This window comes from Pantoea graminicola, assembly GCF_048452665.1.
Taxonomy (GTDB): domain Bacteria; phylum Pseudomonadota; class Gammaproteobacteria; order Enterobacterales; family Enterobacteriaceae; genus Pantoea.
Genome location: NZ_JBLWSJ010000009.1, coordinates 177,108 through 200,695, shown reverse-complemented (window position 1 = coordinate 200,695; position 23,588 = coordinate 177,108). Strand labels below are relative to the sequence as shown.

Genomic DNA, 23,588 nt, shown 5'->3' with positions numbered 1-23,588 from the left:
GCGCAGAGGGTGCCGATCGGCTGGTTGTGTAAAAACAATGTTACATTTTTGTGAGTCTGAAAATGCGTGTAAAGCAATGCACGCATCGGTTTCACTTATGACGGCGTCGCGCTGGCAGGGCGCTTTTTCAGACTTATCGCCATGCCGTTTCGGGCGTTCATCATCCCGGTCGCGATGTCCGGACTGGCGAACTTGTTCCATTGAGCGTCGCGCGAGTGCGGCATAGCAGACCCGACAGCGCGTTGCGGGTCTGCTGCCAGGTGGAGAAACTGTTGCTAGAGGGTTAAGCGCGCAGCGCCGGACGGCTCAGGACGCTGGTCGATGCCCGGGTCATCAGACCCTGAACCAGCGACGCCAGACAAAACGGATCACAAAAAACTCCAGTGCCCCGAGCAGTAAAAACCAGACGCAAAACACTACCGTGTAGAGCTGATTCAGATCCTGCAGATGGAACAGTTGCAACAGATGCTGTGCCACCGCCAGGCTGAAAGCGGGCGCAGGCAGCAGCAGTGCCGAAAGAAAGCCCAGCAGCAAAATGCCACCCGGCACGATCAACGTCTCAAAAGGGTTATTCATAACCGGTATCCCATATTTATCAGCCCGGCATTTTCCGGCAATCGTCGACGCGGTTCAATGGCGGCGTAGCGGATCAGCGCCACAGGCGGGTCACAGCAGGCAGAGGAAGATCAGAAAAGGCTTTGCTGCCATCGACTTAGCGGCATATATAGCGAATGATAAGAGTTATAGCCTTTGCTATACTTAAATCCATGATTTTACTGTCTTTTTATCTTCCGGTTTGCATGGTAGACTGCGCCCACTTTTTCATAACTGAACACTTTGTGTGGTGAATTCAGCGTGAATTGCCGCTTTTTCGCCCCAGGTGAATAAATCATGACCTTTATTGCTACTCTGATTCTTGCGCTTGGCATGTCGATGGACGCGTTTGCTGCTGCCCTGGGCAAAGGTGCGACTCTGCATCGTCCCGGTTTTAAGGAAGCACTGCGTACCGGTCTGATTTTCGGCTCTATTGAAGCACTGACTCCGCTGATTGGCTGGGCGCTTGGCCTGGCCGCCAGCCGTTACATTATGGCGTGGGATCACTGGGTGGCCTTCAGCCTGCTGGCGTTCCTTGGTGGGCGTATGATGCTGGAAGGTTTACGGCAGACTGCCGTTGCAGAGCCCTGCGAAGCCCCGCAAAGCCACGGCTTTATGGTGCTGGCGACCACCGCTGTCGCGACCAGCCTGGATGCGCTGGCTGTCGGCGTCGGCCTGGCCTTCCTGCAGGTGAACATCATTACCACCGCACTGACCATCGGCGCCGCGACTACCGTGATGGCGACGACCGGGGTGCTGGTGGGACGCTTCATCGGTCCGGTTCTGGGCAAATGGGCGGAGGTGCTGGGCGGCGTGGTGCTGATCGCTATCGGCTCTACCATCCTGTTAGAGCACCTCGGCTATATAGCCTGAGGCGCCCGCGCCAAAGTGGCAATTTTGTGATCTGGTTCAAATTTATTTGCTGTTAAAACGCGCAGCAGCTATACTTTTTCAGTATATCTTCAACGAAATTTGAATCAGGTGCTGCATGAAACGCATATTTAAATACGTGTTCCGCGCTTATGTTGAGACGTTCAGACACGTCCCGCCGGGTGCCATGAACTAAACACCCCGCAGGAAACCCTCGATAATCGCGGTCAGGGACAGACCGGTGATTATCACCTTCCGCTTTTTACTTCCCGCTGTTTAGATCTGCCTGTTTGTGCCCCGTGGGCATCCGGTCTGCTGCTGCCACGCTTATTATCATGTTTTAGCTGTCAGAAAGGATGAACGAAGTTTTTGCTTTTTGCGGTGATCGTTATGAGAAAGCACGATGTCCGCTTATCGCTCATTGCAGATTTTCATCGTCTGAAGTTGTGATTACCTGAAGCCACCGACACCAACGCTTCTGCTTACCAGTGTCTAATACCCATCACGCTCTCTCCTGTGGGACTGACACGCCGTCCAAATAGTTCACCATCTCACCATTAACCCGCCTCCAGCCTGATACCGTCCTACACTGAATTATTCTCCCCAAATCAGGAGCAGCGGATGATCCAGAAGCATCGACGAAAACAGGCAGCGATTGTGGCAGGCGTGGGATTGGGTGTGGCGGCGACGCTGTGGGGCATGAAACGCTGGCAGGCGCTGAAGCAGACGCCGCCGGTGTCGCCGCGCAGTCATCATGCCGGACTGGCCGGTTACTTCCAGCAGGTGGGCGACTGGCGCATGTTTACCCGCGTCACGCCAAACGACGATCAGGGCCTGCCGGTGGTGCTGATTCATGGTCTGGTGATGTCGGGCCGGGCTATGGAGCCGCTGGCACTGGCGCTGGCTCGCGACTATCACGTACTGGTGCCGGATCTGCCGGGTTTCGGGGCCAGTGCGCTGCCAGCCTCAGCCCCGATAATGTCGGTGGATCAGCAGGCCGATGTGCTCTGGCTCTGGCTGCAGCACAACGGCTTTCAGCGTGCCATCTGGATCGGTAATTCGTCTGGCTGCCAGATTCTGGCGGCGCTGGCGGTAAAACATCCGCAGGCGGTGGCGGGGCTGGTGCTGCAGGGGCCGACGGTCGATCGTCACGCCCGCAGCCTGCCGCGCCAGCTCTGGCGTAGCTGGCGTAATGGCCGGCTGGAAACGCGCCGGCCGCCGGGGCCGCTGGCCCGCATCGATTATGCAAAAGCGGGGCTGTGGCGTGCCTTTGGCACAATGCGCGCTATGATGCGGGATCATATTGAGCATCGCCTTACCTACATCAGCGCCCCCACGCTGCTGCTGCGCGGCTCACGCGATCCGATCTGTCCGGCGCGCTGGCTGGATGAACTCGCCGCACTGATGCCGCGCAGTGAACGTCTGACGCTGCGCGACGGCACCCACACGTTGCACTACGTCTATCCGTGGAGTTTCTGCAACGCCATCCGCCCCTTCCTGGCGCGGATCCAGCAGGAGAATCAGCATGAGTAAACCGCCTAAAGGCATTGCCCGTTTTGACTCTGCGGCCGCCATGCTGCTGGCGCTGGCCAACGCGCTTCACGATCGTCCTTTTACCAGTCCCAGCCAGTCACCGACGCTGGACCGCCTGCTGCCTTCGCTGAACCGGCTGCCCACCGGGCTACGCGAGTGGGGCTATGCGCTGGGCGGCCTGGCGGAGGGGATCAGCCTGCGTCAGGCGGGCGAACTGGATGTGGAAGGGATCGCCGAGTGGATGGTGAGTGAGTACCCGCAGCAGGCGTATCCGGCAGCCTTTATCGGTTCGTCGAACGGGGCGCTGGTGCATCTGGCGTCGGCGATGGGCGTCCCCTGGCTGCCGCAGACCTTTCTCTGTCCGGTCCGGGCGACCGGCAGCGATCCCGATGATGCAATGGCGAGTTTTGAGCAGGGCAAAGAGATTGCCGCTGCCCTGCTGGCCGCCTGGCCGCGCCTGGCCGTTCACCATATGCACGACCCGAATCAGGATCGCCTGATGCTGGACCAGATGCGCTATTTCCGGCTGAAATTGCGCGACCTGCCGCTGGCCTTCAACGAGTTTCTGATGGGCAGCCTGCCTGCCGGGTCAACGCTGTTTATCAATCACTGCACCCGTCAGTGGCCGGTGACGCGCACCAGCGATCGCTCGTTCTTCCAGTTTGGCGCGCTGGGCGGCGCCAGCGAAAAAGAGTATCTGCAGGGCGGGCCGAGAGTGGCGGAATATCTGGCGCGTTATGGCGTTGACCGGGAACGCTGGACGCCGCCCGCCATCACCGATCATGTACCGGAAGCGGAGTGGGGACTGGATGGCTACCTCATCTCGCCGCTGAAAAAACTGGCGGCGGCGCAGAGCTGGACGTTGATGGAGATCCGTTACGACGACCCGGAAGCGATGAGTTATGTGGTAGCGGAGATCTACCGCGACTGGTATCTGGCGGCAGGCATTTTACCGACCCGGCTGACGGTGGACAGCTTCCTGTTGATGGACCCGTGGTGTACGCAGCAGCAGCAGGCGATCCCGTTCTGGCTGGTGTTCTGCACTGAACCTTCCGCCGCGGCGCTGCAACGTTTCCTCGAAAAACAGCCACCGTTCCGCAATATCGACATGATGCTCTTTTCTCACGGCACGGAGAGCATCGGGCTGGCGGAGATTGACCGCTGGCGGGCGCTGCTCGCCCATGCCCGCGACGAGGGGGTCTTTATCGGAGTGGATGAAGAGCGGTTCCCGCGTGATTTCGCGACCTTCTCCCGCTTCGACTCGGCGCTGCGTGAACGGGCCGCGCTGTTGCCACCGCCGCCGCCGCTCAGCACGGAGAAGGTGATGGCCGGGATTAAACGCTACGGGGCGAAATATGGCGTGACCCTGACGGCGCTGACGTAGCGCCGCGCCGTCAGCGGCGATTATTCGCCGTCGGTAATCGGCTGGCGCACCAGCAGCAGGTAGGCGAGTGCGCCCACCAGCGTCACGCAGGCGCAAATCATCAGCGCCAGGCTGAAGGATTGGGTGGTGTCAAGCACCCAGCCGGTGATCACCGGTGCGAACGAGGCGAAGATAAAGCTGGCGAAGTTCTGGATGCTGCCGACCGACGCGGTCATACGGGCGGTGACGTTGGCGTGGATCAGCCCCCAGCACGACGTACCAGCGAAGTGGATGCAGAATAGCGCCATCCCGATCAGCGTCACGGCGCTGGTGGTGTCGGTGGCGCGGGTCACCACAGCGGTGAATCCGGCCGAGAGCAGCATCCCGCTGACGATGCAGACTTTACGGGTTTTCACCGCGTTAAAGCCGCGACGCACCAGCGAATCCACCACATAGCCATTCAGCAGCATCCCCGCCGCACCAAACAGAAACGGAATCGCCGCCAGCAGACCGGTGCTTTTCAGATCGAGGTGATAGGTGGATTGCAGATAACCCGGCAGCCAGGCGATATAGAGCCACGCGGTGTAGTTGATGCCGCTGAAGCCAATCATCATGCCCCACATGGTGCGCTGCTTAAACAGGCCGCACCACTCTCTGAAGCTGATCGGCTCTTTACGTGACGCCACGCTGCCCGCCTGCAGATAGTGGATCTCTTCGGCGCTCAGCGTGTTGTTGTCGCGGTCGCGGTAGATCATGTACCAGCCGATGGCGAGGAACATGCCGAGGATACCGATAGTGACAAACATGCCCCGCCAGCCCATCACCAGCATCATCGCTGCCAGGATCGGCGGCGCCACCGACAGCCCAATCATCGACGCCGCATTAAACATCCCCATCGGCATACCGCGATCTTTGATGTTGAACCAGTCATTAATCACTTTCACGCCGCACGGGTTCATCGGCGCTTCACCAATGCCAAGTCCGATGCGCACCAGCACGAACTGGGTGAAGTTATGCACCAGGCCGGAGGCCGCCTGGAACAGCGACCAGATAAACATGCCGATGCCGAGCATAATGCGCGGCCCTTTGCGATCCAGCAGCGCGCCGCACGGCAGCTGCGCCAGGCCATAGGCCAGCGAAAAAGCGGAGAGCAGCACGCCGATTTCGGTGGCGCTCAGTCCCATCTCATCGCGAATCGTCATGTTCGCCACGGAGAGCGAGCTGCGATCCAGATAGTTGATGATGGCCGCGAACAGCAGCAGCAGCATCGCCGTTATCTGCACCTTGCGGATACGCGGAGAACGTACCACGTCGCTGCGCATCGGCACAAAATCCTGGTCTGGTGTCATCTCACCGGATGCGCTGTCGCGGCCGGTTACTGAGGTCTTTTCCATTGCACTCTCCCGAAACTGGGTACTTATCGTTATGGTGAGAAGGGGTTGCGCGCAGCGGCAAAAGGCCGCCGTGACGTTGCAGTCGAGACTAAGAGCAAAGGGATAAGGATGTTGCAAAGATGTTTCTGAACCGTGCGGAAGCTAATGCTTTGCGGTTTTTAATCGGTTTTTAATTGTACTGACTGATGGAGCGCACCATAGAGGTCTTGGCGGTCGCCAGATGGCTGTGTAAGGCACAGAGCGCGTCGATATCCTGACGGCCAATCAGCGCGGTCAGAATCGCCATATGCTCCTCCAGCGCCACGATGTTGCGCTGCTTCAGATCGCTCTCATCCCACTGATAATGCGAGTGAAAGATTACCGAGATAATCTCCAGCGACTGGTTGAAAAACGGGTTGCTGGCGGCAGACAGGATCAGCGAGTGCATCTGCCGATCGAGCGCGGCAAAGTGGCGGTAGTTGCTGGCGATGGTGTCGCGCATCGATCGATGACGATCCAGCAGATCCCGCGCCTGCACCCAGCGCTCATCGCCGGCGGGCAGATTCAGGAAGCGGCTCAGGGCGTGGGTTTCCAGCATCTCGCGCAGTTCAAACAGCTTCTCGGCGTAATCCTGAGTGAATTTTTTCATCCGCCACTGACCCCGCCGGACCGGTTCCAGCAGGTCATAGCGCATAAAACGCAGCAGAAACTCGCGAACGACCACCGGACTGACGTTGACCTGCTGCGCCAGTTGCAGCTCGCTGAAGGTATCGCCGGGCACCAGTTGCCGCTGGTTAATCAGGTTAAAAAACATCTGCTCGACGTGGCTGGCCTGCTGCTCAATCGGCGGCGTTAAGGCGCTGAAGCGGTCATCTTCGCGCGGTTCGCGTACGATCACATAAGTCTGATCCACCTTGTCGAGTACGCCACGCTGATGCAGATAGTGCAGGGTATGGCGCACTGTGGTCCGGCTGATATTGAACATTTCGGCCAGCGCCGCCTGCGGTGGCAGGGGAGAACGGATGTGATGCTGCGCAATGCTCTCAAGCATCTGGTTAATGACGTTCTGACGCAAATTCTGGCTGCGGCTCATCGCACCCTCCGGTTTTTTATGCATTAAAAACCATTCAAAGCCCAAAAAAATCGTCGTGCTTCACAGTTCCCGCCGATCAACGCTGCGCGGCCTGACGGATTCGCCCTAACTGCCTGCAGGACAACCGGAGAATCATCATGACAACAATGAAAGCACTGCTCATCGCAGAACCCCGCAGAATGGTATGGGCCAGCCGCGACCTGCCGACACCCGCCGCAGGCGAGGCGCTGATTAAGATCCTGACCGCCGGGATCTGCGGCACGGATATTCATGCCTGGTCCGGCAATCAGCCATTTTTCAGCTATCCCCGCGTGCTGGGTCACGAAATCTGTGCGGAAGTGGTGGCGCTGGGCAGTGACGCAGAGGGTGTTCAGCCAGGCCAGCGGGTGGCGCTCATGCCCTATATCTCCTGCCTGCAGTGTGACGCCTGCCAGAGCGGCCGGACCAACTGCTGTGAGCAGATTTCCGTGATAGGCGTGCATCAGGATGGCGGCTTCTGCGACTACCTGAGCGTGCCGGTCAGTACATTACTGGCGGTGGATGAGGTGGCACCGGAGGCGGCCGCACTGATTGAGCCGTTTGCTATCAGCGCCCATGCGGTGCGGCGTGCGGCGGTGGCGGCGGATGAGCAGGTGCTGGTAGTCGGTGCCGGGCCGATCGGACTGGGCGTTGCCGCGATTGCGGCCGCCAGCGGCGCACAGGTAGTGGTAGCCGACACCAGCGCATTTCGTCGTCAGCATGTCGCCGATCGACTTGGCCTGGCCGCACTCGATCCGGCTGAGGTGACCTTTACCACGGCGCTGCGCGACCAGTTTGGCGGCCGGCTGGCGCTGAAGGTGATCGACGCTACCGGCAATCCGGCCGCGATGAACAATGCGGTTAACCTGATGCGGCACGGCGGCACCATCGTCTATGTCGGCCTGCATAAAGGCGATCTGGTGATCCCGGACAGTGAGTTTCACAAGAAAGAGACCACACTGATGGGCAGCCGCAACGCCACCCGCGAGGATTTCGACCGGGTGTGTGCGCTGATGGCCAGTGGCCAGTTACGCGCCGACATGATGCTCAATCACCATCTGGCCTTCTCCACGCTGGATCAGACCTTTGAAGCGCAGGTGATTAACAACCGCGAACTGATTAAAGGCGTGATTCATTTCGATCGCTAACGGACTTCAGGGCGCGGTCAGGGTCGCAAAGAAGTGCGCCCGCACCGCGTCAGCATCCACCCCGAGCGCGACACGCTGGGCGGGCAGACCGGCAAACGGATCCTGGCGCGAGGCCAGCGCGCTCAGTTTACGCACCGTCTGGCCGCAGGCGATCCCCTCCGTGATGACCCGCAGCGGGCTGTCGGTGAGGGTGAAGGCCTGGGGCAGTGTCAGCCACGCCACCGCCAGGGTATCGTGCAGCGCCATGCCGCTGAAGCCCTCTTTCGCCAGGCTGTAAGCCAGATAAGGGCGACAGATCGCACTCAGCACCGGCTGATTCAGGCGCTGCACCTCTTCACCGCTGATTAACACCTTATGCGTGACATCCAGCGGGATCACCACCACCTTCAGCGCCGACGTCAGCACCTGATCGGCGGCGTGCGGATCTTTCCAGATATTAAATTCACTGAAGGGGGTCACGTTGCCGCTGTGGCCATCGGTGCCAAAGGCACCGCCCATAATCACCAGCTCCTTCACCAGCGGAATGATATCCGGCGCCTGATTGATGGCCGTGGCGATATTGGTCAGCGGCCCTATCGCCACCAGTGTGATCTGATGCGGCTGCGCCCGAACGCTGTCGATAATAAACTGCACCGCGCCCGGTGCCCGATCGCTGTACTCATTTTCAAAGGCATCGCCCAGCCCGTCCTGACCGTGCAGTGCGGCGGGGGCAGAGGGTGCCAGCGGTCGTGAACAGCCGCGGTAAACCTCCGCCTCAATCGCCATTTTCCCGCAGAACAGCCGGGCGTTTTTCACCGCCTGACCCACCGGCACATTACCGAATACCGTGGTAATTCCCAGCAGATGCTGCGTCCGCGCCGCGTAAGCCAGCGCAAAGGCGTCATCCACGCCGATATCAGTGTCAAAAATCAGGGTACGCATGGGGTCTCCGCAACAGGCTGTAAAGCATCAGCATTACCCCGTCAGACGCGCAGGCGTCAAGTGATTCAGCCGTCCAGAGCGCCCGCTTGCCAGCCGCAGACGGGCGTCGTATTATCAGCGGCGCAAGGTGATGGCGTGCCACCTTTCCCAACCGCCGGTGAGCTAAACACCGGCTGATGACGCCTGACACTCAATCCTTTCGCGGGAGCTGAGGTGTCAGGCGCTGTTTAACTTTGCCTTTCCCCTCAGCCCGGCGTGAATCTGCAATCAGGAGCAGAATATGTTGAAACCTTTACTGGCTGTGATGATCGGCGGCTCGGCTGGCTGTGTGCTGCGCTGGTTCTTCTCGGTGCGCTTTAATGCGCTCTTCCCTAATCTGCCGCCCGGCACCCTGCTGGTGAATCTGATCGGCGGTCTGGTGATCGGCGGGGCGATGGCCTGGTTTGTCCGCCATCCCGATATCGACCCGGTCTGGAAACTGCTGATCGTCACCGGCCTGTGCGGCGGGCTGACGACTTTCTCCTCTTTCACGGCAGAATTAATGGGCTTGCTACAATCAGGGAAGTATCTCTGGGCGATGGCCAGTGCGCTGGTGCATGTGATTGGCTCGCTGCTGATGGCGTTTGCCGGTTTTGCGCTGGTGACGCTGCTGAGCTGACCGCAGGTCAGCGGGCCGCGACGCGCCAGAGATCGGGAAGGATTCAGGTGACGCGCAGGTTGCGCGTCACCTGAACTCGCCGATTATTCCGGACGAAGGAGCAGAGCCATGCGAACCCAACCGACCTTCCTTAACCTGGTGCTGTTGAGCGGTGAACCCAGTCAGAAGCTGCAGGCGGCGCGAAACGCCGGTTTCGATCAGGTTGAGATCTGGCGCGAAGATGTTGAGGCGTGCAGTGGCGGCGCGGCGGCGCTGGCGGAGATCGCCGCCCGGCAGGGGCCAGGTTTTACCAATCTTCAGGTGCTGCGTGATTTCAGTGGTGCGCCCGGTGAACTGCGCGCGCAGAAGCGCGAAGAGCTGCGTCAGTTTATTCAGATGGCTCAGGCGCTGGGCTGCGACACCATTCAGGCGCCAGCCACGACCCGCGAAGATTGCTGCGCCGATCAGATTGATGATGACCTGCGCTGGATGGCGTCGGAAGCTGCGCGTCACAATATGCGCATCATGTATGAACCCATGGCCTGGTGCAGCGTAGATAACACGCTGCCGCTGGCCTGGCAGCGGCTGCAGCGGCTCGAGCAGCCCAATATCGGGCTGGTGGTCGATCTCTTTCATATCTGCGCGCGGGGTGGTGACGCATCGCAGCTCGACGGTATTCCCGCCGATCGCATCTATGAAGTGCAGCTCTGCGATATGGCCGCCGTTCCCGCGCAGGATAAGCAGAGCCTGATGGCGATGGCGAAGCACCAGCGCCTGCTGCCCGGCGAGGGGATTATCGACGTTGAATGCTTCGTGGATAAGCTGAAAAGCGCGGGCTATCAGGGGCCGGTAGGCATTGAAGTCTTTAATGATGCCCTGAAACGCCTGCCGCCCGACGTCGCGGCCAGCAGGGCCTGGCAGGCGTTAACCCGCTGCTGGGGTTAATCCTGTAAGCACTGCGCGATAAACGCGGCGGCGTGCATCGCGCCCTGGGCGGAGATGGTGTGGCCGGTCGCGGGTTCAAAACGCGCCTCGACCGGCACCGCGGCGGCCCGGAGCCGGGCAGCGGCGGATTCGCTCTCCTGCCACGGGATCACCTCATCGGCCTGACCGTGGATCAGCAGCGCAGGCAGATGAGCCTGCGGCGTCAGTTCGCCGTCAACCGCCAGACGGCCGGAAAAGGCGACCACGCCCGCCAGCGGATAACGGCCGGAGGCCAGCGCATCCAGCGCCATAATCGACCCCTGGGAGAAGCCCACCAGCACCACATCCTGCCAGCGGTCGGCAAAGCCGTGCTGCGCCATAACCCTGCTCAGCGTCGCGTCAAACGCCGCCCGTGCCGCCCGCACCCGGCCCGGCCGGTTCTCCGGCGTCACGTCCGTCAGGCTGAACCATTGATAACCCAGGCCAACGGGAAAAGGTTCCGGGGCATCGGGTGAGGCAAACACCACATCCGGCAACAGCGTCGCCCAGTGACGGCCAATCGGCGCCAGATCGTCGCCGTTGCTGCCCACGCCATGCAGAAAAATCACCAGTGCCTTTGCCATCGTTGCTCCTTTAAAAACCGTATTCACTCAGATCGGGGCCTGCCGGAACAATCCCGTTCGGATTCAGCGCCTTGATTGAATAGTAACCCTGTTTGATATGGTCGATATTGACCGTTTCGCGTATGCCAGAAACCGACAGCACGCTCTTAAGATAGCGATTCAGCAGCGTGTAGTCGCGTATCCGCCGCAGATTGCATTTGAACAGGCCATGATAGGCTGCGTCAAAGCGGATCAGGGTGACGAACAGCCGGATATCGGTTTCCGTCAGCCGCTCACCCAGCAGGAAGGTGCGACCATCGCTCAGCAGGGCTTCCAGTTCATCGAGCTGGCTGAAGACGTCACTGAACGCCGCCTGATAGCTCACCGGCGTGGTGGCAAAGCCCGCACGGTAAACACCATTGTTGAGACGCGGATAGAGGCTCTCGTTCAGCGCATCAATCTCCGCACGCAGCGCCGCCGGATAGAGGTCGATGCGGTTGTCGGCCAGATCGCCAAAGCCGCTGTTAAACATGCGCACAATGTCCGCCGATTCGTTGCTGACGATGGTGCCGGTTTTCTTGTCCCACAGCACCGGCACGGTGGCGCGGCCTGTGTAATCGGGCGCAGCGCGGGTGTAGATCTCATGCAGGTATTGCGCGTTATTCAGCGGATCGGGCTGTGCGCCAGTATAGTTGCCGAAGCGCCAGCCCTGCGCGCCGAGCTGTGGCTCGACGACGGTGACGCTAATCAGCGACGCCAGCCCTTTGAGTTTACGGGCGATCAGGGCGCGTGACGCCCACGGGCAGATCAGTGCCACATAGAGATGGTAGCGGTCGGGTTCGGCAGCAAATTCCGTGGAGCCATCGCTGCTGATAAAGTGCCGGAAACCGGACGCCTGATGAACAAAACCGCCCTGGTTATCGGTAGCCTGCACCGGATGCCAGTCACTACTCCATTTGCCTTCTACTAACATCGCGCGACTCCTCTGTGATTTGAGCCGCAGCTTAACTGATGACTAAACGGCTGATAATCCGGTCACAAAGACAATCATTTATTCCATTATGGAAGAAATCACGCGGGCGGATGGCGGGTGAAGTGGGTGACCAGGAAGTCGATGAGCAGGCGCGCCCGATGGGCCAGATGGCGGGCGGGTGGATAGACCGCAAACAGGCCCAATGGCGGGGTGTCGAAGTTCTCCAGCAGGCGGACAATTTCGCCACGCTGCAGCGCAGGGGCCGCGATAAAACCGGGCAGGCGCGCAATCCCCAGACCCGCGACCGCCGCCTGCAGGCAGGCCTCCGTATTGGCGAAGCGCAGACGGCCCCGGACCGGCACCGTGACGATCTCGCGGTTGTCATCACCGCCGCTGAACGGCCAGTGCCAGGGATCGCGAAAATTGGTGTCGATAACGCACTGGTGCTGCGCCATGTCACGCCAGTGCTGCGGGGTGCCGAACTGTTCAAGATAGACCGGCGAGGCGGCGATGCGCACATGCACCTCGCCCAGCTTGCGGGCCACCAGGCTGCTGTCGCTGAGGTTGCCGATCCGGATCGCCATATCGAAGCCCTCATCGACGATGTTGACCGCCCGATCGGAAAAGCTGACATCCAGTTCAATCAGCGGATAGCGCCGCGCAAAGGCGACCAGCACCTGCGAGAGCACCGCCGTGCCGAAGGAGCCGGGGGCGCTGATCTTCAGCCTGCCGGTGGGGGTGGTGGCACTTTCGCGCACGCTGGCATCCAGCGTCTCAAAGGCATCCAGCAGGTGTTTTACCCGCTCATAGTAGCTGCGGCCAACATCGGTCGGCGACAGGGCGCGCGTGCTGCGCTTGAACAGCTGCACACCGAGCTGCTGCTCCAGCTTCGATACCAGCTTGGAGGCCTGACTGCTGCTGGTGCCAAGACGCAGCGCCGCCGCTGAAAAGCTGCCGGTTTCCAGCACCGTGACAAACATCCGGTCACAATCGAGTCGATCCATCGCGAAGCCCTGTAGAGGTAAAGTCGCAGTATAAAGGCTGTGTGCAGGGGATGCAGCCTTCACTTTGTGTGCCTTAACCCTTTCGCCGCGGCGGAAAACCTGCTTGACTGACGCTCTGCCCGACGCTGTCTGGAGTATTTCATGTCGCTGATTCACCTGACGTCACTGGCAGCCATCCCGGCCGCCGAGTGGGATGCACTGTTGCCCGATGACCAGCCCTTTTTGCGCCACGCCTTTCTGCTCACCTTAGAGCAGAGCGGCAGCGTCCGGCCTGAGTCAGGCTGGCAGCCCGATCATCTGCTGTGGCAGGAAAAGGGCGTCACCCGCGCCGCGCTGCCGGGCTACCAGAAATACCATTCGCAGGGTGAGTATGTCTTCGATCACGCCTGGGCGGATGCCAGCCAGCGCGCCGGTATCCGCTACTACCCGAAATGGCTGGGGGCGATCCCCTTCAGCCCGGTCAGCGGCGCGCGCCTGCTGGGGGAGCCTGCGGCCGCCGCACAACTGCTGTCGGCCCTGCCGGCAAGCCTGCTGCAGCATGGCCTGAGCGGGGCGCATATCAACTTCACCGATGCACAGGCTGACCAGCTGCTGGCCGATCAGCCCGACTGGCTGTCGCGGCTCGGCTGTCAGTATCACTGGCACAATCGCGGCTACCGCGATTTTCAGGATTTCCTGGATACGCTGATGTCGCGCAAGCGCAAACAGCTGCGAAAAGAGCGCGAACAGGTGGCGCAGAGCGGCTTTGTGTTTGACCGCTATCGCGGCGACCAGTTACGCGAAGATCAGTGGGATTTTGTCTACACCTGTTACGCCAACACCTATGCAGTGCGTGGTCAGCGGCCCTATCTGACGCGCGACTTTTTCAGCCTGCTGGCGGAACGGATGCCGCAGAACATAGTGGTAGTCATTGCCCGCTTACAGCAGCAACCGGCGGCGATGGCTTTTTATCTGCGGGACAGCGAGACGCTCTACGGCCGCTACTGGGGCTGCCTGGCGGAGTTTGACCGGCTGCACTTCGAAACCTGTTTCTATCAGGGAATGGAGCTGGCGATTGAGGAAGGGCTGACGCGGTTCGATGCGGGTGCGCAGGGTGAACACAAGCTGGTGCGCGGCTTTGAGCCGCAGATCACTCGCTCCTGGCACTATCTGCTGCATCCCGGCCTGCGTGATGCTGTCGCTGATTTTCTGGTGCAGGAGCGGGAAGGCGTGCGCGGCTGGGCGGAAGAAGCCCGCGACGCCTTGCCCTATCGACGCGGCGATTAATCGACGCCGACAAATCCTCCGGTCTGATGCTGCCAGAGCCGGGCGTAGAGGCCGTTTTTTGCCAGCAGTTCGTGATGGCTGCCCATCTCGGCAATGCCGCCTTTATCCAGCACCACCAGCCGATCCATCTTCGCAATGGTGGAGAGGCGGTGTGCAATGGCGATCACGGTTTTGCCCTGCATTAACGACTCCAGGCTCTCCTGAATGGCCGCTTCCACTTCAGAGTCGAGCGCCGAGGTCGCTTCGTCCATGATCAGAATCGGCGCATCCTTCAGCAGCACACGGGCTATCGCCACGCGCTGACGCTGACCGCCTGACAGTTTCACGCCGCGTTCGCCGACGTGCGCGTCCAGCCCGGTGCGGCCCTGCGAGTCGGAGAGCAACGGAATAAACTCATCGGCGCGGGCGCGTTTCATCGCCAGTTGCAGCGCCTCATCGCTGGCGTCAGGACGTCCGTAGAGCAGGTTTTCGCGGATGGAGCGGTGCAGCAGCGAGGTGTCCTGGGTGATCATGCCAATCTGACTGCGCAGGCTCTCCTGCGTCACGGAGGCGATGTCCTGATCGTCGATCACAATGCGCCCGCTGTTCAGGTCATAGAGCCGCAGCAGCAGGTTAACCAGCGTCGATTTCCCGGCGCCCGACGGCCCGATCAGACCGATCTTCTCGCCAGGTTTAATGTCGAGGTTAAACCCGTCGATTACCTGACGGCCGCCGCCATAATCGAAGCGCACATCCTCAAAACGGATATTGCCGCGCGTGACCTTAAGCTGTGTCGCCTGTGGCGCATCCTGCACGCTCAGCGGCTGCGCGATGGTCTCCAGCCCATCCTGCACCATGCCGATATTCTCGAAGATGCCATTGACCACCCACATAATCCAGCCGGACATGTTGACCAGGCGGATCACCAGGCCGGTTGCCAGCGCAATCGCGCCGACGCTGATTAACGACTGGCTCCACAGCCACAGCGCCAGCCCGGAGGTGGAGACAATCAGCAGCCCGTTCAGGGCCGAGAGCGTCAGATCCATGCTGGTGACCATGCGGCTGGCGTACTGGGTTTTATCGGTCTGCTCCTGAATCGCCTGGCGGGCGTACTGACGTTCCAGGTCGCTGTGCGCAAACAGTTTGATGGTGGCGATATTGGTGTAGCCATCCACGATCGTCCCCATTAGCCTGGAACGGGCCTCCGAGGAGATCACCGAGCGCGCCTTGACGCGCGGCACAAAGAAGCGCAGCGAGGCGCTGTAGGCGACCATCCACAGAATCAGCGGGATCATCAGTCGCCAGTCGGCACCGGCAAAGAGGACCAGCGAGGTGACGGCGTAGATCAGAACATGCCAGATGGCGTCCACCAGCTGCACCGCCGAGTCGCGCAGTGAATTACCGGTCTGCATAATGCGCTGCGCAATACGCCCGGCAAAGTCGCTCTGGAAGAAGTTGAGGCTCTGGCGCAGCACGTAATTATGATGCTGCCAGCGGATCATGCTGGTCATGCCGGGGCTGATGCTCTGGTGAACCAGCATGTCATGCAGACCGATAAACAGCGGCCGCAGGATCAGCGCCACCGCCGCCATCCACAGCAGCAGCGGCCAGTTATCCCGGAACAGGGTCGCGGGCGTGGAGTGATTGACCATATCGATAATGCGGCTCAGATAGCTGAACAGCGACACTTCGATCAGGGCTGACGCCAGGCCCACCACCAGCAGGGCCGCAAAGCTCGGCCAGACCTGCCGCAGATAGTAGAAGTAGAACGACCAGACCGTTGAAGGGGGCGAATCGGTAGGCGCGTCATGAAAAATATTGATAAAGCGTTCAAAACGGCGATACAACATAGCGATACTCTTTCCGTCCGGTAAAGAGCTACAGCTTAGTGCATGAACCCAGTTGAGCTAAAAGGAGAAAATATGGAAATCACCATTCGGGCACGGGAACCGCAGGACGCAGCGGCCTATCAACGGCTATACAGTCATCCCGATGTCTATCCCTGGACGCTGCAACTGCCGTTTCCCAGCGTGGCCACCTGGGAGAAAAAATTCGACAGAATGGATGCCGAAGGGTTTATCGCTTTCGTTGCAGAGATCGAGGGCGCGCTGGCCGGTGAGCTGACGCTGTTTGTGAATAACAAGCCGCGCACCCGTCACTGCATCAGCTTCGGACTGGGTGTGCATCCCGATTTTGCCGGACGCGGCGTTGGTGAGCGTCTGATCCGCACCGCGCTCGACTATGCCCGCAACTGGCTGGGCATTACCCGCATGGAGCTGGAGGTATTTCACGATAACGACCGGGCGCTGCGGCTCTATGAGCGGCTGGGCTTCGAGCGGGAAGGGGTAATGCGTGAGGCTGCCCTGCGCGATGGTCAGTTACGTGATGTGGTGATCATGGCGAAGCTGCTGCACGAGAAATGAGAAACGGAGCGGCGGCGCTGCCGCTCCGCATTAAACCACTGGCTTTTTTTAGTTACCTTTCAGGATTAACGGCTTTTTAAAATATCTGTGCAGGCTTTCTTACTGATGCCTGCACAGAATTTAAGATAGAAGTAGCCCGGAAACAGCAAAGAGGATATAACACACTGTTGCGGCGAACCACAGAAAAGAATAAATTTTCATCCACGTATGGATCTTGTTTTTTTCTTCGTCAAAGAAATCGTAACCGGGATCGGTGCGAGCGACGAATTTTATTTTCTTTTTTTTGCTCAATTTTATGAAGAATTGTAAGAGCGGAAAAACGCCAAAGAAGCCTGTCATATAATAAAAGGCGCATGGACCTGGTAAAGTGTGTTTCTCTCTGTAAGAGGAGACCAGATTATAATAATCCTGCCTCTTAAATAAATAAATTACAAGTGACAGCAGTAAAAGGCAGCAGCCTAATCCACCAAAAAATAACGATGTATCGGCCAGAAATTTATTATTGATCATAATATTCTAAGACTTTATTAAGTATAGCATCGACACCTGAGCTGACAGCATATCCACCGGCAACAGATCCTACAACTGCACATGCAACCCCGCCAGCGCCCGCTGTTGCTATGCCAATTGCTGCACAGCCAGCTAATGCAGCAGAGCTACCCCATACACCCCCCAGCATTCCACCGCCAGTGGTAATGGCGAATTTTGAATAGCTTCTGACAGCAATTTTTTCACACTCTTCCTCGCGCCCTTTGCTGCAGGCCTGCATCACATCATTAGTCGTTGCTGCAAAGGAGAAACCAATCCCGATCAATCCACCCCGTTTTAAATAACGCGCGGCTCTGGCCGCATTGCCGACATAGTATGAATATCCCGGAATACCGCCTATTCCAGAAGTGGACCACTCATGAACAATCGAACGGGAGGAGAGATTTAATGCCCGCTTCATATTGTCATACTGTTTGAATTTGGCAGTATGCCGCGCAAGGGATTTTAATAGCGGCTTATTGACCAGTTCTTTTAGTTGATGCAGTAGCTGATTGCGTTCTGTATAAAACTGCTGGCCGATCAGGGCCCCCTGTGTGCGAAACTGATTCTGGTAGCTGGCTTCAATTTTTCTCAGGATTTGCTCAATGGCATTAAAATATTTTTCACCGGCATCGCCTGCTGTGCTAAAAATTTTATCTCCGGCCCCCGTTAATGCCGCAATCATTCCATAATGTTTTTGCATAAAGCCTGCGTCATCGCCGTTCACGCCAACCAATGCTGCATTAGTTTTACTCTTTGCCTGTCTGAGATTCATCAGGAGCTGTCTGTTAAGCGAGTCTGGTGCTTCAGGATCTGCCACAATAAGGATTTGCCCTGGTTTGAGATAGGGTGTATCCGCATTCAGTGTCATAAACAGGCTGGTGGCCGGTGAACGGGTATTTCTGAACAATTCCCGCGCCTGATATTCCAGTGTTCCGGGGCGTTCTACAATGCAATATCCGGGAGCTGAAGGCTGCGCCATGATTCCTTTCTCCATCGTTGAAAACAGTGGATAAGGGCAGACTTTTCAGTACCACTGTTTAGTAAACGTCCTGCTGACAAATATAAGTAATTCCGGAGTGCCTGGCAAAAAAATCGCCCGCTATAAGCAGCGCCGTCGCCGCGCGCTCCTCTGACCACACAACCGGCCACCTGCTTCGCATAAAACAGCCTGAAGAAAATTTGTCCAGCTGCCGATATCACCTTACCACCCGCAGAGAGTAAGGAGTGATAGCGTGATAAAGCTGATTACTATCGATGAACTGCGTCCGGGTATGTTTATCCACAAGCTGGAAGTCTGGTGGATAAAAGACCAGCGCATTCATAATCAGATGCTGATCGCCGATCCACGACAAATTGACCTGTTACGCAATGAAGGGATCCGTCAGCTCTGGATCGATCTCGATCGATCGGTGCAGGCGCCGATCGCGACCCCGAACGCCACGAAACCTGTCGCCCGGACGCCATTTTTTCAGGAGCTGGATCAGGCACAGCAGATCTTTCAGCAGGGCAAACCCAAAATACAGGCGATGTTCAATGAGGCCCGGCTGGGCAACAGCCTGAAGCTGGATTACATGATGGAGCTGGTGGATGAGATCGCCGGTTCCATTACGCGTGAACCCTCCGCCATGCTCAGCGTGGCACGGCTTAAAAATCATGATGACTATACCTATCTGCATTCGATGGCGGTCTGCGGACTCATGATTGCGCTGGGTAAAAAACTGGGTCTGGAGGAGCGTGCATTGCGCCGGGTTGGCATGGGCGGTTTACTGCATGACGTCGGTAAAGCCGCCGTGCCGCTGGCGATCCTGAATAAAGCCGGCAGGCTGGAGGAAGAGGAGCTGAGAGTGATGCGTCAGCATCCGGTGGTGGGCGCGCAGATCCTGATCGAGTGCGACGCCGACAGCGATCTGATCGATATCGCCCTGCATCATCATGAAAAATATGATGGCAGCGGCTATCCGCATGGGCTGAAAGGTGAGGCGATTTCGCTCTACGCCCGCATGTCGGCGGTGTGTGACGTCTATGATGCCGTGACCTCGACCCGCGCCTACCGTAACGGCTGGACACCGGCAGAGGCGATGCATCAGATGCTGAGCTGGCGTGGCCACTTCGATCCGGGCCTGCTGCACACCTTTATCCGCACTATCGGCATCTATCCGGTGGGCTCGCTGGTGCGTCTGGCCTCCGGCCGGGTGGCGCTGGTGGTGAAAGCGGGTGAAAAGTCGCTGATGCGTCCCTGTGTGCATGTCTTCTGGTCGCTGCATGCTCAGCGTGAGGTGAAACCAGAGGAGCTCGACCTGGGTGACAGTTTCTGCACCGACAGCATTGTGGGCGCTGAAGACAGCACGCTCTGGAGCAACGTCGATCTGAACCGCATCTGGGCGCTGGAAGTCGCCTGATTTTTCGCCATTTTTACACTATTTTTACGCCCGCCCGCTGCATTTTAACCCCTTCTTTATACGCCGCCGCGCAAGCTAAGCCATAAATCCAATCCTCTGGAGGTTCCTGTGAGCGTGGGCGTAATAACCGGCATCGTGCTGGTGGTGTTGTTACTGGGCTATCTGATCTATGCCCTGTTAAATGCGGAGGCCTTCTGATGGCGGCCAATGCTTTCTTACTCATCGCATTCTATCTGGTGCTGCTGATGCTGCTGGCGCAACCGCTGGGTCGGGGGCTGGCATCCCTGGTGGCGGACAAACCGCTCTTTGCCCGTCTGGAAGCGCCACTGTGGCGACTGCTGGGCGCGCAGCAGTCGGAGATGCGCTGGCCGCACTATCTGCTGGCGATCCTGCTGTTCAATGCGCTGGGCTTTGTGCTGCTGCTGGCTATCCTGCTGATGCAGGGTTCGCTGCCGCTGAATCCCCAGCAGCTGCCGGGCCTGAGCTGGCATCTGGCGCTGAACACCGCTGTGAGCTTCGTGACCAACACCAACTGGCAGTCCTACAGCGGCGAAAGCACCCTGAGCTATTTCAGTCAGATGGTGGGCCTGACGGTGCAGAACTTCCTCTCTGCCGCGACCGGTATCGCCGTGGCGTTTGCCCTGATCCGCGGCTTCGCGAATCGCAGCTCGGCTTCGCTGGGTAACGCCTGGCGCGACCTGACGCGCATCACGCTCTACGTCTTACTGCCCATCAGCCTGCTGATGGCGCTGTTCTTTGTCAGCCAGGGCAGCATTCAGAACTTTGCGCCCTACCACAACTTCACCACGCTGGAAGGGGTGCAGCAGACGCTGTCGATGGGGCCGGTGGCATCGCAGGAGGCGATCAAAATGCTGGGCACCAACGGAGGAGGCTTCTTCAACGCCAACTCTGCCCATCCGTTTGAGAACCCGACCGTGCTGACTAACCTGGTGCAGATGCTCAGCATCTTTCTGATCCCGGCGGCGCTCTGCTTCGCGTTCGGTGAAAGCGTGCGTGACCGCCGTCAGGGCCACATGCTGCTCTGGGCGATGACGCTGATGTTTGTCGCGGCCGTGGCGGTGGTGATGTGGGCTGAACTGCAGGGCAATCCGCACTTCCTGCAGATGGGCGCAGACAGCGCCGCCAACATGGAAGGCAAAGAGACGCGCTTCGGCATCCTCAACAGCAGCCTGTTTGCAGTGATTACGACGGCAGCTTCCTGCGGCGCGGTGAACGCCATGCACGACTCCTTTACCGCGCTGGGCGGGATGGTGCCGATGTGGCTGATGCAGCTGGGCGAGGTGGTATTTGGCGGTGTCGGTGCGGGCCTCTACGGGATGCTGCTGTTTGTGCTGCTGGCGGTGTTTATCGCCGGGCTGATGATTGGCCGAACCCCGGAGTTCCTGGGCAAAAAAGTCGATGTGTGGGAGATGAAGATGACCGCGCTGGCGATTCTGGTCACTCCGGCGCTGGTGCTGATCGGCACCGCGCTGGCGATGATGACGGACGCCGGACGCAGCGCCATGGCGAATCCTGGCATTCACGGCTTCAGCGAGGTGCTCTACGCGGTCTCCTCGGCGGCCAACAACAACGGCAGTGCCTTTGCCGGACTGAGTGCTAACACCCCATTCTGGAACCTGTTACTGGCCGTCTGCATGCTGCTGGGCCGCTTCGGCATCATCATCCCGGTGATGGCGATTGCCGGGGCGATGGCGGTGAAAAAAGTGCAGCCGGTGGGTAACGGCACGCTGCCGACGCACGGCCCGCTGTTTATTGCGCTGCTGATCGGCACCGTTCTGCTGGTGGGTGCACTGACCTTTATTCCTGCTCTGGCCCTCGGCCCGGTGGCTGAGCATCTGCAACTTGTTCAGGGACAATCCTCATGAGTCGTCAACAACAGGCATTATTTGACGCAGCCCTGCTGCGCACCTCGGCCTGGGATGCGGTGAAAAAGCTCGATCCGCGGGTACAGTTTCGTAACCCGGTGATGTTTGTGGTCTACCTCGGCAGCATTCTGACCTCGCTGCTGGCGCTGGCGATGCTGGCTGGCCGTGTCGGCGGCAGCGCCAGCTTTACCGGCGCGATCGCGCTCTGGCTCTGGTTTACCGTGCTGTTCGCCAACCTGGCGGAGGCGCTGGCCGAAGGGCGCAGTAAGGCCCAGGCCAGCAGCCTGAAAGGGGTAAAAAAGACCAGCTTTGCTAAAAAACTTGCGGCGGCGCGCTATGGCGCTGAGTGGCAGCAGGTGGGTGCCGACCAGCTGCGTAAAGGCGACGCGGTGCTGGTGGAAGCGGGCGATATCATCCCCTGCGACGGTGAAGTCGTGGAGGGCGGCGCCTCGGTGGATGAGAGCGCCATTACCGGTGAGTCTGCACCGGTGATCCGTGAATCGGGCGGGGACTTCGCCTCCGTCACCGGCGGGACCCGTATTCTCTCAGACTGGCTGGTGATCACCTGTAGCGCCAACCCGGGCGAAACCTTCCTTGACCGGATGATCGCGATGGTCGAGGGCGCGAAACGCCGTAAAACACCCAATGAGATCGCCCTGACCATTCTGCTGGTCTCACTGACCATCGTGTTCCTGCTGGCGACCGTGACGCTCTGGCCATTCTCAGCCTGGGGCGGCACGCCGGTCAGCGTGACGGTGCTGGTGGCGCTGCTGGTCTGCCTGATCCCGACCACCATCGGGGGCCTGCTGTCGGCGATTGGCGTGGCGGGCATGAGCCGGATGCTGGGGGCCAACGTGATCGCCACCAGTGGCCGCGCGGTCGAAGCCGCAGGGGATGTGGATGTTCTGATGCTGGATAAAACCGGCACCATCACGCTCGGCAACCGTCAGGCAACGCAGTTCCTGCCCGCGCCGGGCGTCAGCGAAGAGCAGCTGGCCGACGCCGCGCAGCTCGCCTCGCTGGCCGATGAGACGCCGGAAGGCCGCAGCATCGTGGTGCTGGCGAAACAGCAGTTTAATCTGCGCGAGCGCGATCTCAGCAGCATGGGGGCCAGCTTTATTCCGTTCTCCGCCCAGACCCGCATGAGCGGCGTCAACGTGCAGGATCGCCTGATCCGCAAGGGCGCGGTGGATGCGGTGCGTCGCCACATCGAAGCGAATCAGGGCCGCTTCCCTGCCGAGGTTAACGCTCAGGTGGAAGAGGTCGCCCGTACCGGCGGAACGCCGCTGGTGGTGGCCGAGGGCGCGAATGTGCTGGGCGTGGTGGCGCTGAAAGATATTGTGAAAGGCGGCATCAAAGAGCGCTTTGCCGAGCTGCGCAAAATGGGCATTAAAACGGTAATGATCACCGGCGATAACCCGCTGACCGCCGCCGCGATTGCTGCAGAAGCGGGCGTGGATGATTTTCTCTCTGAGGCGACGCCGGAAGCGAAGCTGGCGCTGATTCGTCAGTATCAGTCAGAGGGACGGTTAGTGGCGATGACCGGTGACGGCACCAACGATGCGCCAGCCCTGGCGCAGGCGGATGTGGCGGTGGCGATGAACTCAGGTACGCAGGCGGCAAAAGAGGCGGGCAACATGGTTGATCTCGACTCGAACCCGACCAAGCTGCTGGAGGTGGTGCACATCGGTAAACAGATGCTGATGACGCGCGGTTCGCTGACCACCTTCAGTATCGCCAATGACGTGGCGAAATATTTCGCCATTATTCCGGCGGCCTTTGCGGCGACCTATCCGCAGCTCAACATGCTCAACGTGATGCAGCTGCACTCGCCCGCCAGCGCCATTCTGTCGGCGGTGATCTTTAACGCGCTGGTGATTGTTTTCCTGATCCCGCTGGCCCTGAAAGGCGTGAGCTATCGCCCGCTCAGCGCCGCCGCTCTGTTGCGCCGCAATCTGCTGATTTACGGTCTGGGTGGTCTGCTGGTGCCGTTCGTCGGCATCAAAGCGATCGATCTGCTGTTAGTGTTATCAGGCATGGCCTGAGGAGAG

Annotated in this window: 22 protein-coding genes and 1 riboswitch; of the genes, 13 read left to right on the top strand and 9 right to left on the bottom strand. The window is 59.4% G+C overall.

What is annotated here, in order from left to right; all coding sequences use genetic code 11:
- Positions 1-333: 333 nt before the first annotated feature.
- Entirely contained in the window at positions 334-576 is a 243-nt protein-coding gene (locus ACNY69_RS19040; protein ID WP_111142257.1) for a DUF1158 domain-containing protein, read from the bottom strand.
- Between the two features lie 315 nt (positions 577-891).
- Between ACNY69_RS19040 and mntP the strand changes: the two genes are divergently transcribed.
- From mntP to ACNY69_RS19020, 4 genes are all read left to right on the top strand, one after another.
- On the top strand, positions 892-1,467 hold the full coding sequence (gene mntP / locus ACNY69_RS19035; RefSeq protein WP_111142258.1) for a manganese efflux pump MntP: 576 nt from the start codon (positions 892-894) through the stop codon (positions 1,465-1,467).
- 115 nt (positions 1,468-1,582) lie between these two features.
- On the top strand, positions 1,583-1,660 hold the full coding sequence (azuC, locus tag ACNY69_RS19030) for a stress response protein AzuC (protein ID WP_367396309.1): 78 nt from the start codon (positions 1,583-1,585) through the stop codon (positions 1,658-1,660).
- Positions 1,661-2,085: 425 nt separating this feature from the next.
- Positions 2,086-2,997, top strand: coding sequence for an alpha/beta fold hydrolase (locus tag ACNY69_RS19025; protein WP_418799564.1), 912 nt, complete (start codon positions 2,086-2,088; stop codon positions 2,995-2,997).
- Entirely contained in the window at positions 2,990-4,381 is a 1,392-nt protein-coding gene (locus ACNY69_RS19020; protein ID WP_111142124.1) for a hypothetical protein, read from the top strand. Before ACNY69_RS19025 ends, ACNY69_RS19020 begins: the two co-directional genes overlap by 8 nt.
- 20 nt (positions 4,382-4,401) lie before the next feature.
- Here ACNY69_RS19020 and ACNY69_RS19015 read toward each other — a convergent pair whose 3' ends face one another.
- Positions 4,402-5,754 (bottom strand): MFS transporter, encoded by a 1,353-nt coding sequence (locus ACNY69_RS19015; RefSeq protein ID WP_111142123.1) that lies wholly within the window; start codon positions 5,752-5,754, stop codon positions 4,402-4,404.
- A 169-nt stretch (positions 5,755-5,923) separates the two neighbouring features.
- A complete protein-coding gene (locus ACNY69_RS19010) occupies positions 5,924-6,826 on the bottom strand; it encodes a GntR family transcriptional regulator (RefSeq protein WP_418799560.1) in 903 nt (300 codons plus the stop codon).
- A gap of 137 nt (positions 6,827-6,963) precedes the next feature.
- Between ACNY69_RS19010 and ACNY69_RS19005 the strand changes: the two genes are divergently transcribed.
- The gene (locus ACNY69_RS19005) at positions 6,964-7,992 is read left to right on the top strand and encodes a zinc-binding alcohol dehydrogenase family protein (protein WP_111142121.1); all 1,029 of its coding nucleotides are present in this window, start codon (positions 6,964-6,966) and stop codon (positions 7,990-7,992) included.
- Between the two features lie 6 nt (positions 7,993-7,998).
- On the opposite strand, the gene ACNY69_RS19000 is transcribed toward ACNY69_RS19005, so the two are convergent.
- Positions 7,999-8,913: a nucleoside hydrolase gene (locus tag ACNY69_RS19000; protein ID WP_418799557.1), complete on the bottom strand. Its 915-nt coding sequence runs from the start codon at positions 8,911-8,913 to the stop codon at positions 7,999-8,001.
- Positions 8,914-9,030: 117 nt separating this feature from the next.
- Positions 9,031-9,106: riboswitch (Fluoride riboswitch) on the top strand.
- Positions 9,107-9,193: 87 nt separating this feature from the next.
- Here ACNY69_RS19000 and crcB point away from each other — a divergent pair.
- Positions 9,194-9,571: a fluoride efflux transporter CrcB gene (crcB, locus tag ACNY69_RS18995; protein ID WP_111142119.1), complete on the top strand. Its 378-nt coding sequence runs from the start codon at positions 9,194-9,196 to the stop codon at positions 9,569-9,571.
- Between the two features lie 108 nt (positions 9,572-9,679).
- Complete coding sequence (locus ACNY69_RS18990) at positions 9,680-10,495, top strand: sugar phosphate isomerase/epimerase family protein (protein ID WP_418799554.1); 816 nt, start codon at positions 9,680-9,682, stop codon at positions 10,493-10,495.
- Here ACNY69_RS18990 and ACNY69_RS18985 read toward each other — a convergent pair.
- The 3 genes from ACNY69_RS18985 to ACNY69_RS18975 all read right to left on the bottom strand — a co-directional run bounded on the left by ACNY69_RS18985 (position 10,492) and on the right by ACNY69_RS18975 (position 13,053).
- Positions 10,492-11,097, bottom strand: coding sequence for an alpha/beta hydrolase (locus tag ACNY69_RS18985; RefSeq protein WP_293773178.1), 606 nt, complete (start codon positions 11,095-11,097; stop codon positions 10,492-10,494). The genes ACNY69_RS18990 and ACNY69_RS18985 overlap by 4 nt on opposite strands.
- A 10-nt stretch (positions 11,098-11,107) precedes the next feature.
- Positions 11,108-12,049, bottom strand: coding sequence for a glutathione S-transferase family protein (locus tag ACNY69_RS18980; protein WP_418799551.1), 942 nt, complete (start codon positions 12,047-12,049; stop codon positions 11,108-11,110).
- 98 nt (positions 12,050-12,147) lie between these two features.
- Positions 12,148-13,053: a LysR family transcriptional regulator gene (locus ACNY69_RS18975; protein WP_111139313.1), complete on the bottom strand. Its 906-nt coding sequence runs from the start codon at positions 13,051-13,053 to the stop codon at positions 12,148-12,150.
- A gap of 141 nt (positions 13,054-13,194) precedes the next feature.
- Between ACNY69_RS18975 and ACNY69_RS18970 the strand changes: the two genes are divergently transcribed.
- The gene (locus tag ACNY69_RS18970) at positions 13,195-14,319 is read left to right on the top strand and encodes a GNAT family N-acetyltransferase (RefSeq protein ID WP_293773182.1); all 1,125 of its coding nucleotides are present in this window, start codon (positions 13,195-13,197) and stop codon (positions 14,317-14,319) included.
- Here ACNY69_RS18970 and ACNY69_RS18965 read toward each other — a convergent pair.
- Positions 14,316-16,148, bottom strand: a complete 1,833-nt coding sequence (locus tag ACNY69_RS18965; protein WP_367395911.1) for an ABC transporter ATP-binding protein — start codon at positions 16,146-16,148, stop codon at positions 14,316-14,318. The two genes, ACNY69_RS18970 and ACNY69_RS18965, sit on opposite strands and share 4 nt — an antisense overlap.
- 72 nt (positions 16,149-16,220) lie before the next feature.
- Between ACNY69_RS18965 and ACNY69_RS18960 the strand changes: the two genes are divergently transcribed.
- Positions 16,221-16,721 carry a GNAT family N-acetyltransferase gene (locus tag ACNY69_RS18960; protein WP_111139310.1) on the top strand — a complete coding sequence of 167 codons (501 nt, stop codon included), beginning with the start codon at positions 16,221-16,223 and terminating at the stop codon, positions 16,719-16,721.
- Between the two features lie 499 nt (positions 16,722-17,220).
- Here ACNY69_RS18960 and ACNY69_RS18955 read toward each other — a convergent pair whose 3' ends face one another.
- Positions 17,221-18,231, bottom strand: coding sequence for a hypothetical protein (locus tag ACNY69_RS18955; RefSeq protein WP_418799546.1), 1,011 nt, complete (start codon positions 18,229-18,231; stop codon positions 17,221-17,223).
- Between the two features lie 253 nt (positions 18,232-18,484).
- On the opposite strand from ACNY69_RS18955, the gene ACNY69_RS18950 reads away from it, so the two are divergent.
- The 4 genes from ACNY69_RS18950 (at position 18,485) to kdpB (ending at position 23,582) form a co-directional block, all read left to right on the top strand.
- On the top strand, positions 18,485-19,651 hold the full coding sequence (locus ACNY69_RS18950) for an HD-GYP domain-containing protein (protein ID WP_111139308.1): 1,167 nt from the start codon (positions 18,485-18,487) through the stop codon (positions 19,649-19,651).
- A 108-nt stretch (positions 19,652-19,759) separates the two neighbouring features.
- On the top strand, positions 19,760-19,849 hold the full coding sequence (kdpF, locus tag ACNY69_RS18945; protein ID WP_010253443.1) for a K(+)-transporting ATPase subunit F: 90 nt from the start codon (positions 19,760-19,762) through the stop codon (positions 19,847-19,849).
- Positions 19,849-21,537 carry a potassium-transporting ATPase subunit KdpA gene (kdpA, locus tag ACNY69_RS18940; protein ID WP_111139307.1) on the top strand — a complete coding sequence of 563 codons (1,689 nt, stop codon included), beginning with the start codon at positions 19,849-19,851 and terminating at the stop codon, positions 21,535-21,537. Before kdpF ends, kdpA begins: the two co-directional genes overlap by 1 nt.
- The gene (kdpB, locus tag ACNY69_RS18935) at positions 21,534-23,582 is read left to right on the top strand and encodes a potassium-transporting ATPase subunit KdpB (RefSeq protein WP_111139306.1); all 2,049 of its coding nucleotides are present in this window, start codon (positions 21,534-21,536) and stop codon (positions 23,580-23,582) included. Before kdpA ends, kdpB begins: the two co-directional genes overlap by 4 nt.
- Positions 23,583-23,588 lie beyond the last annotated feature (6 nt).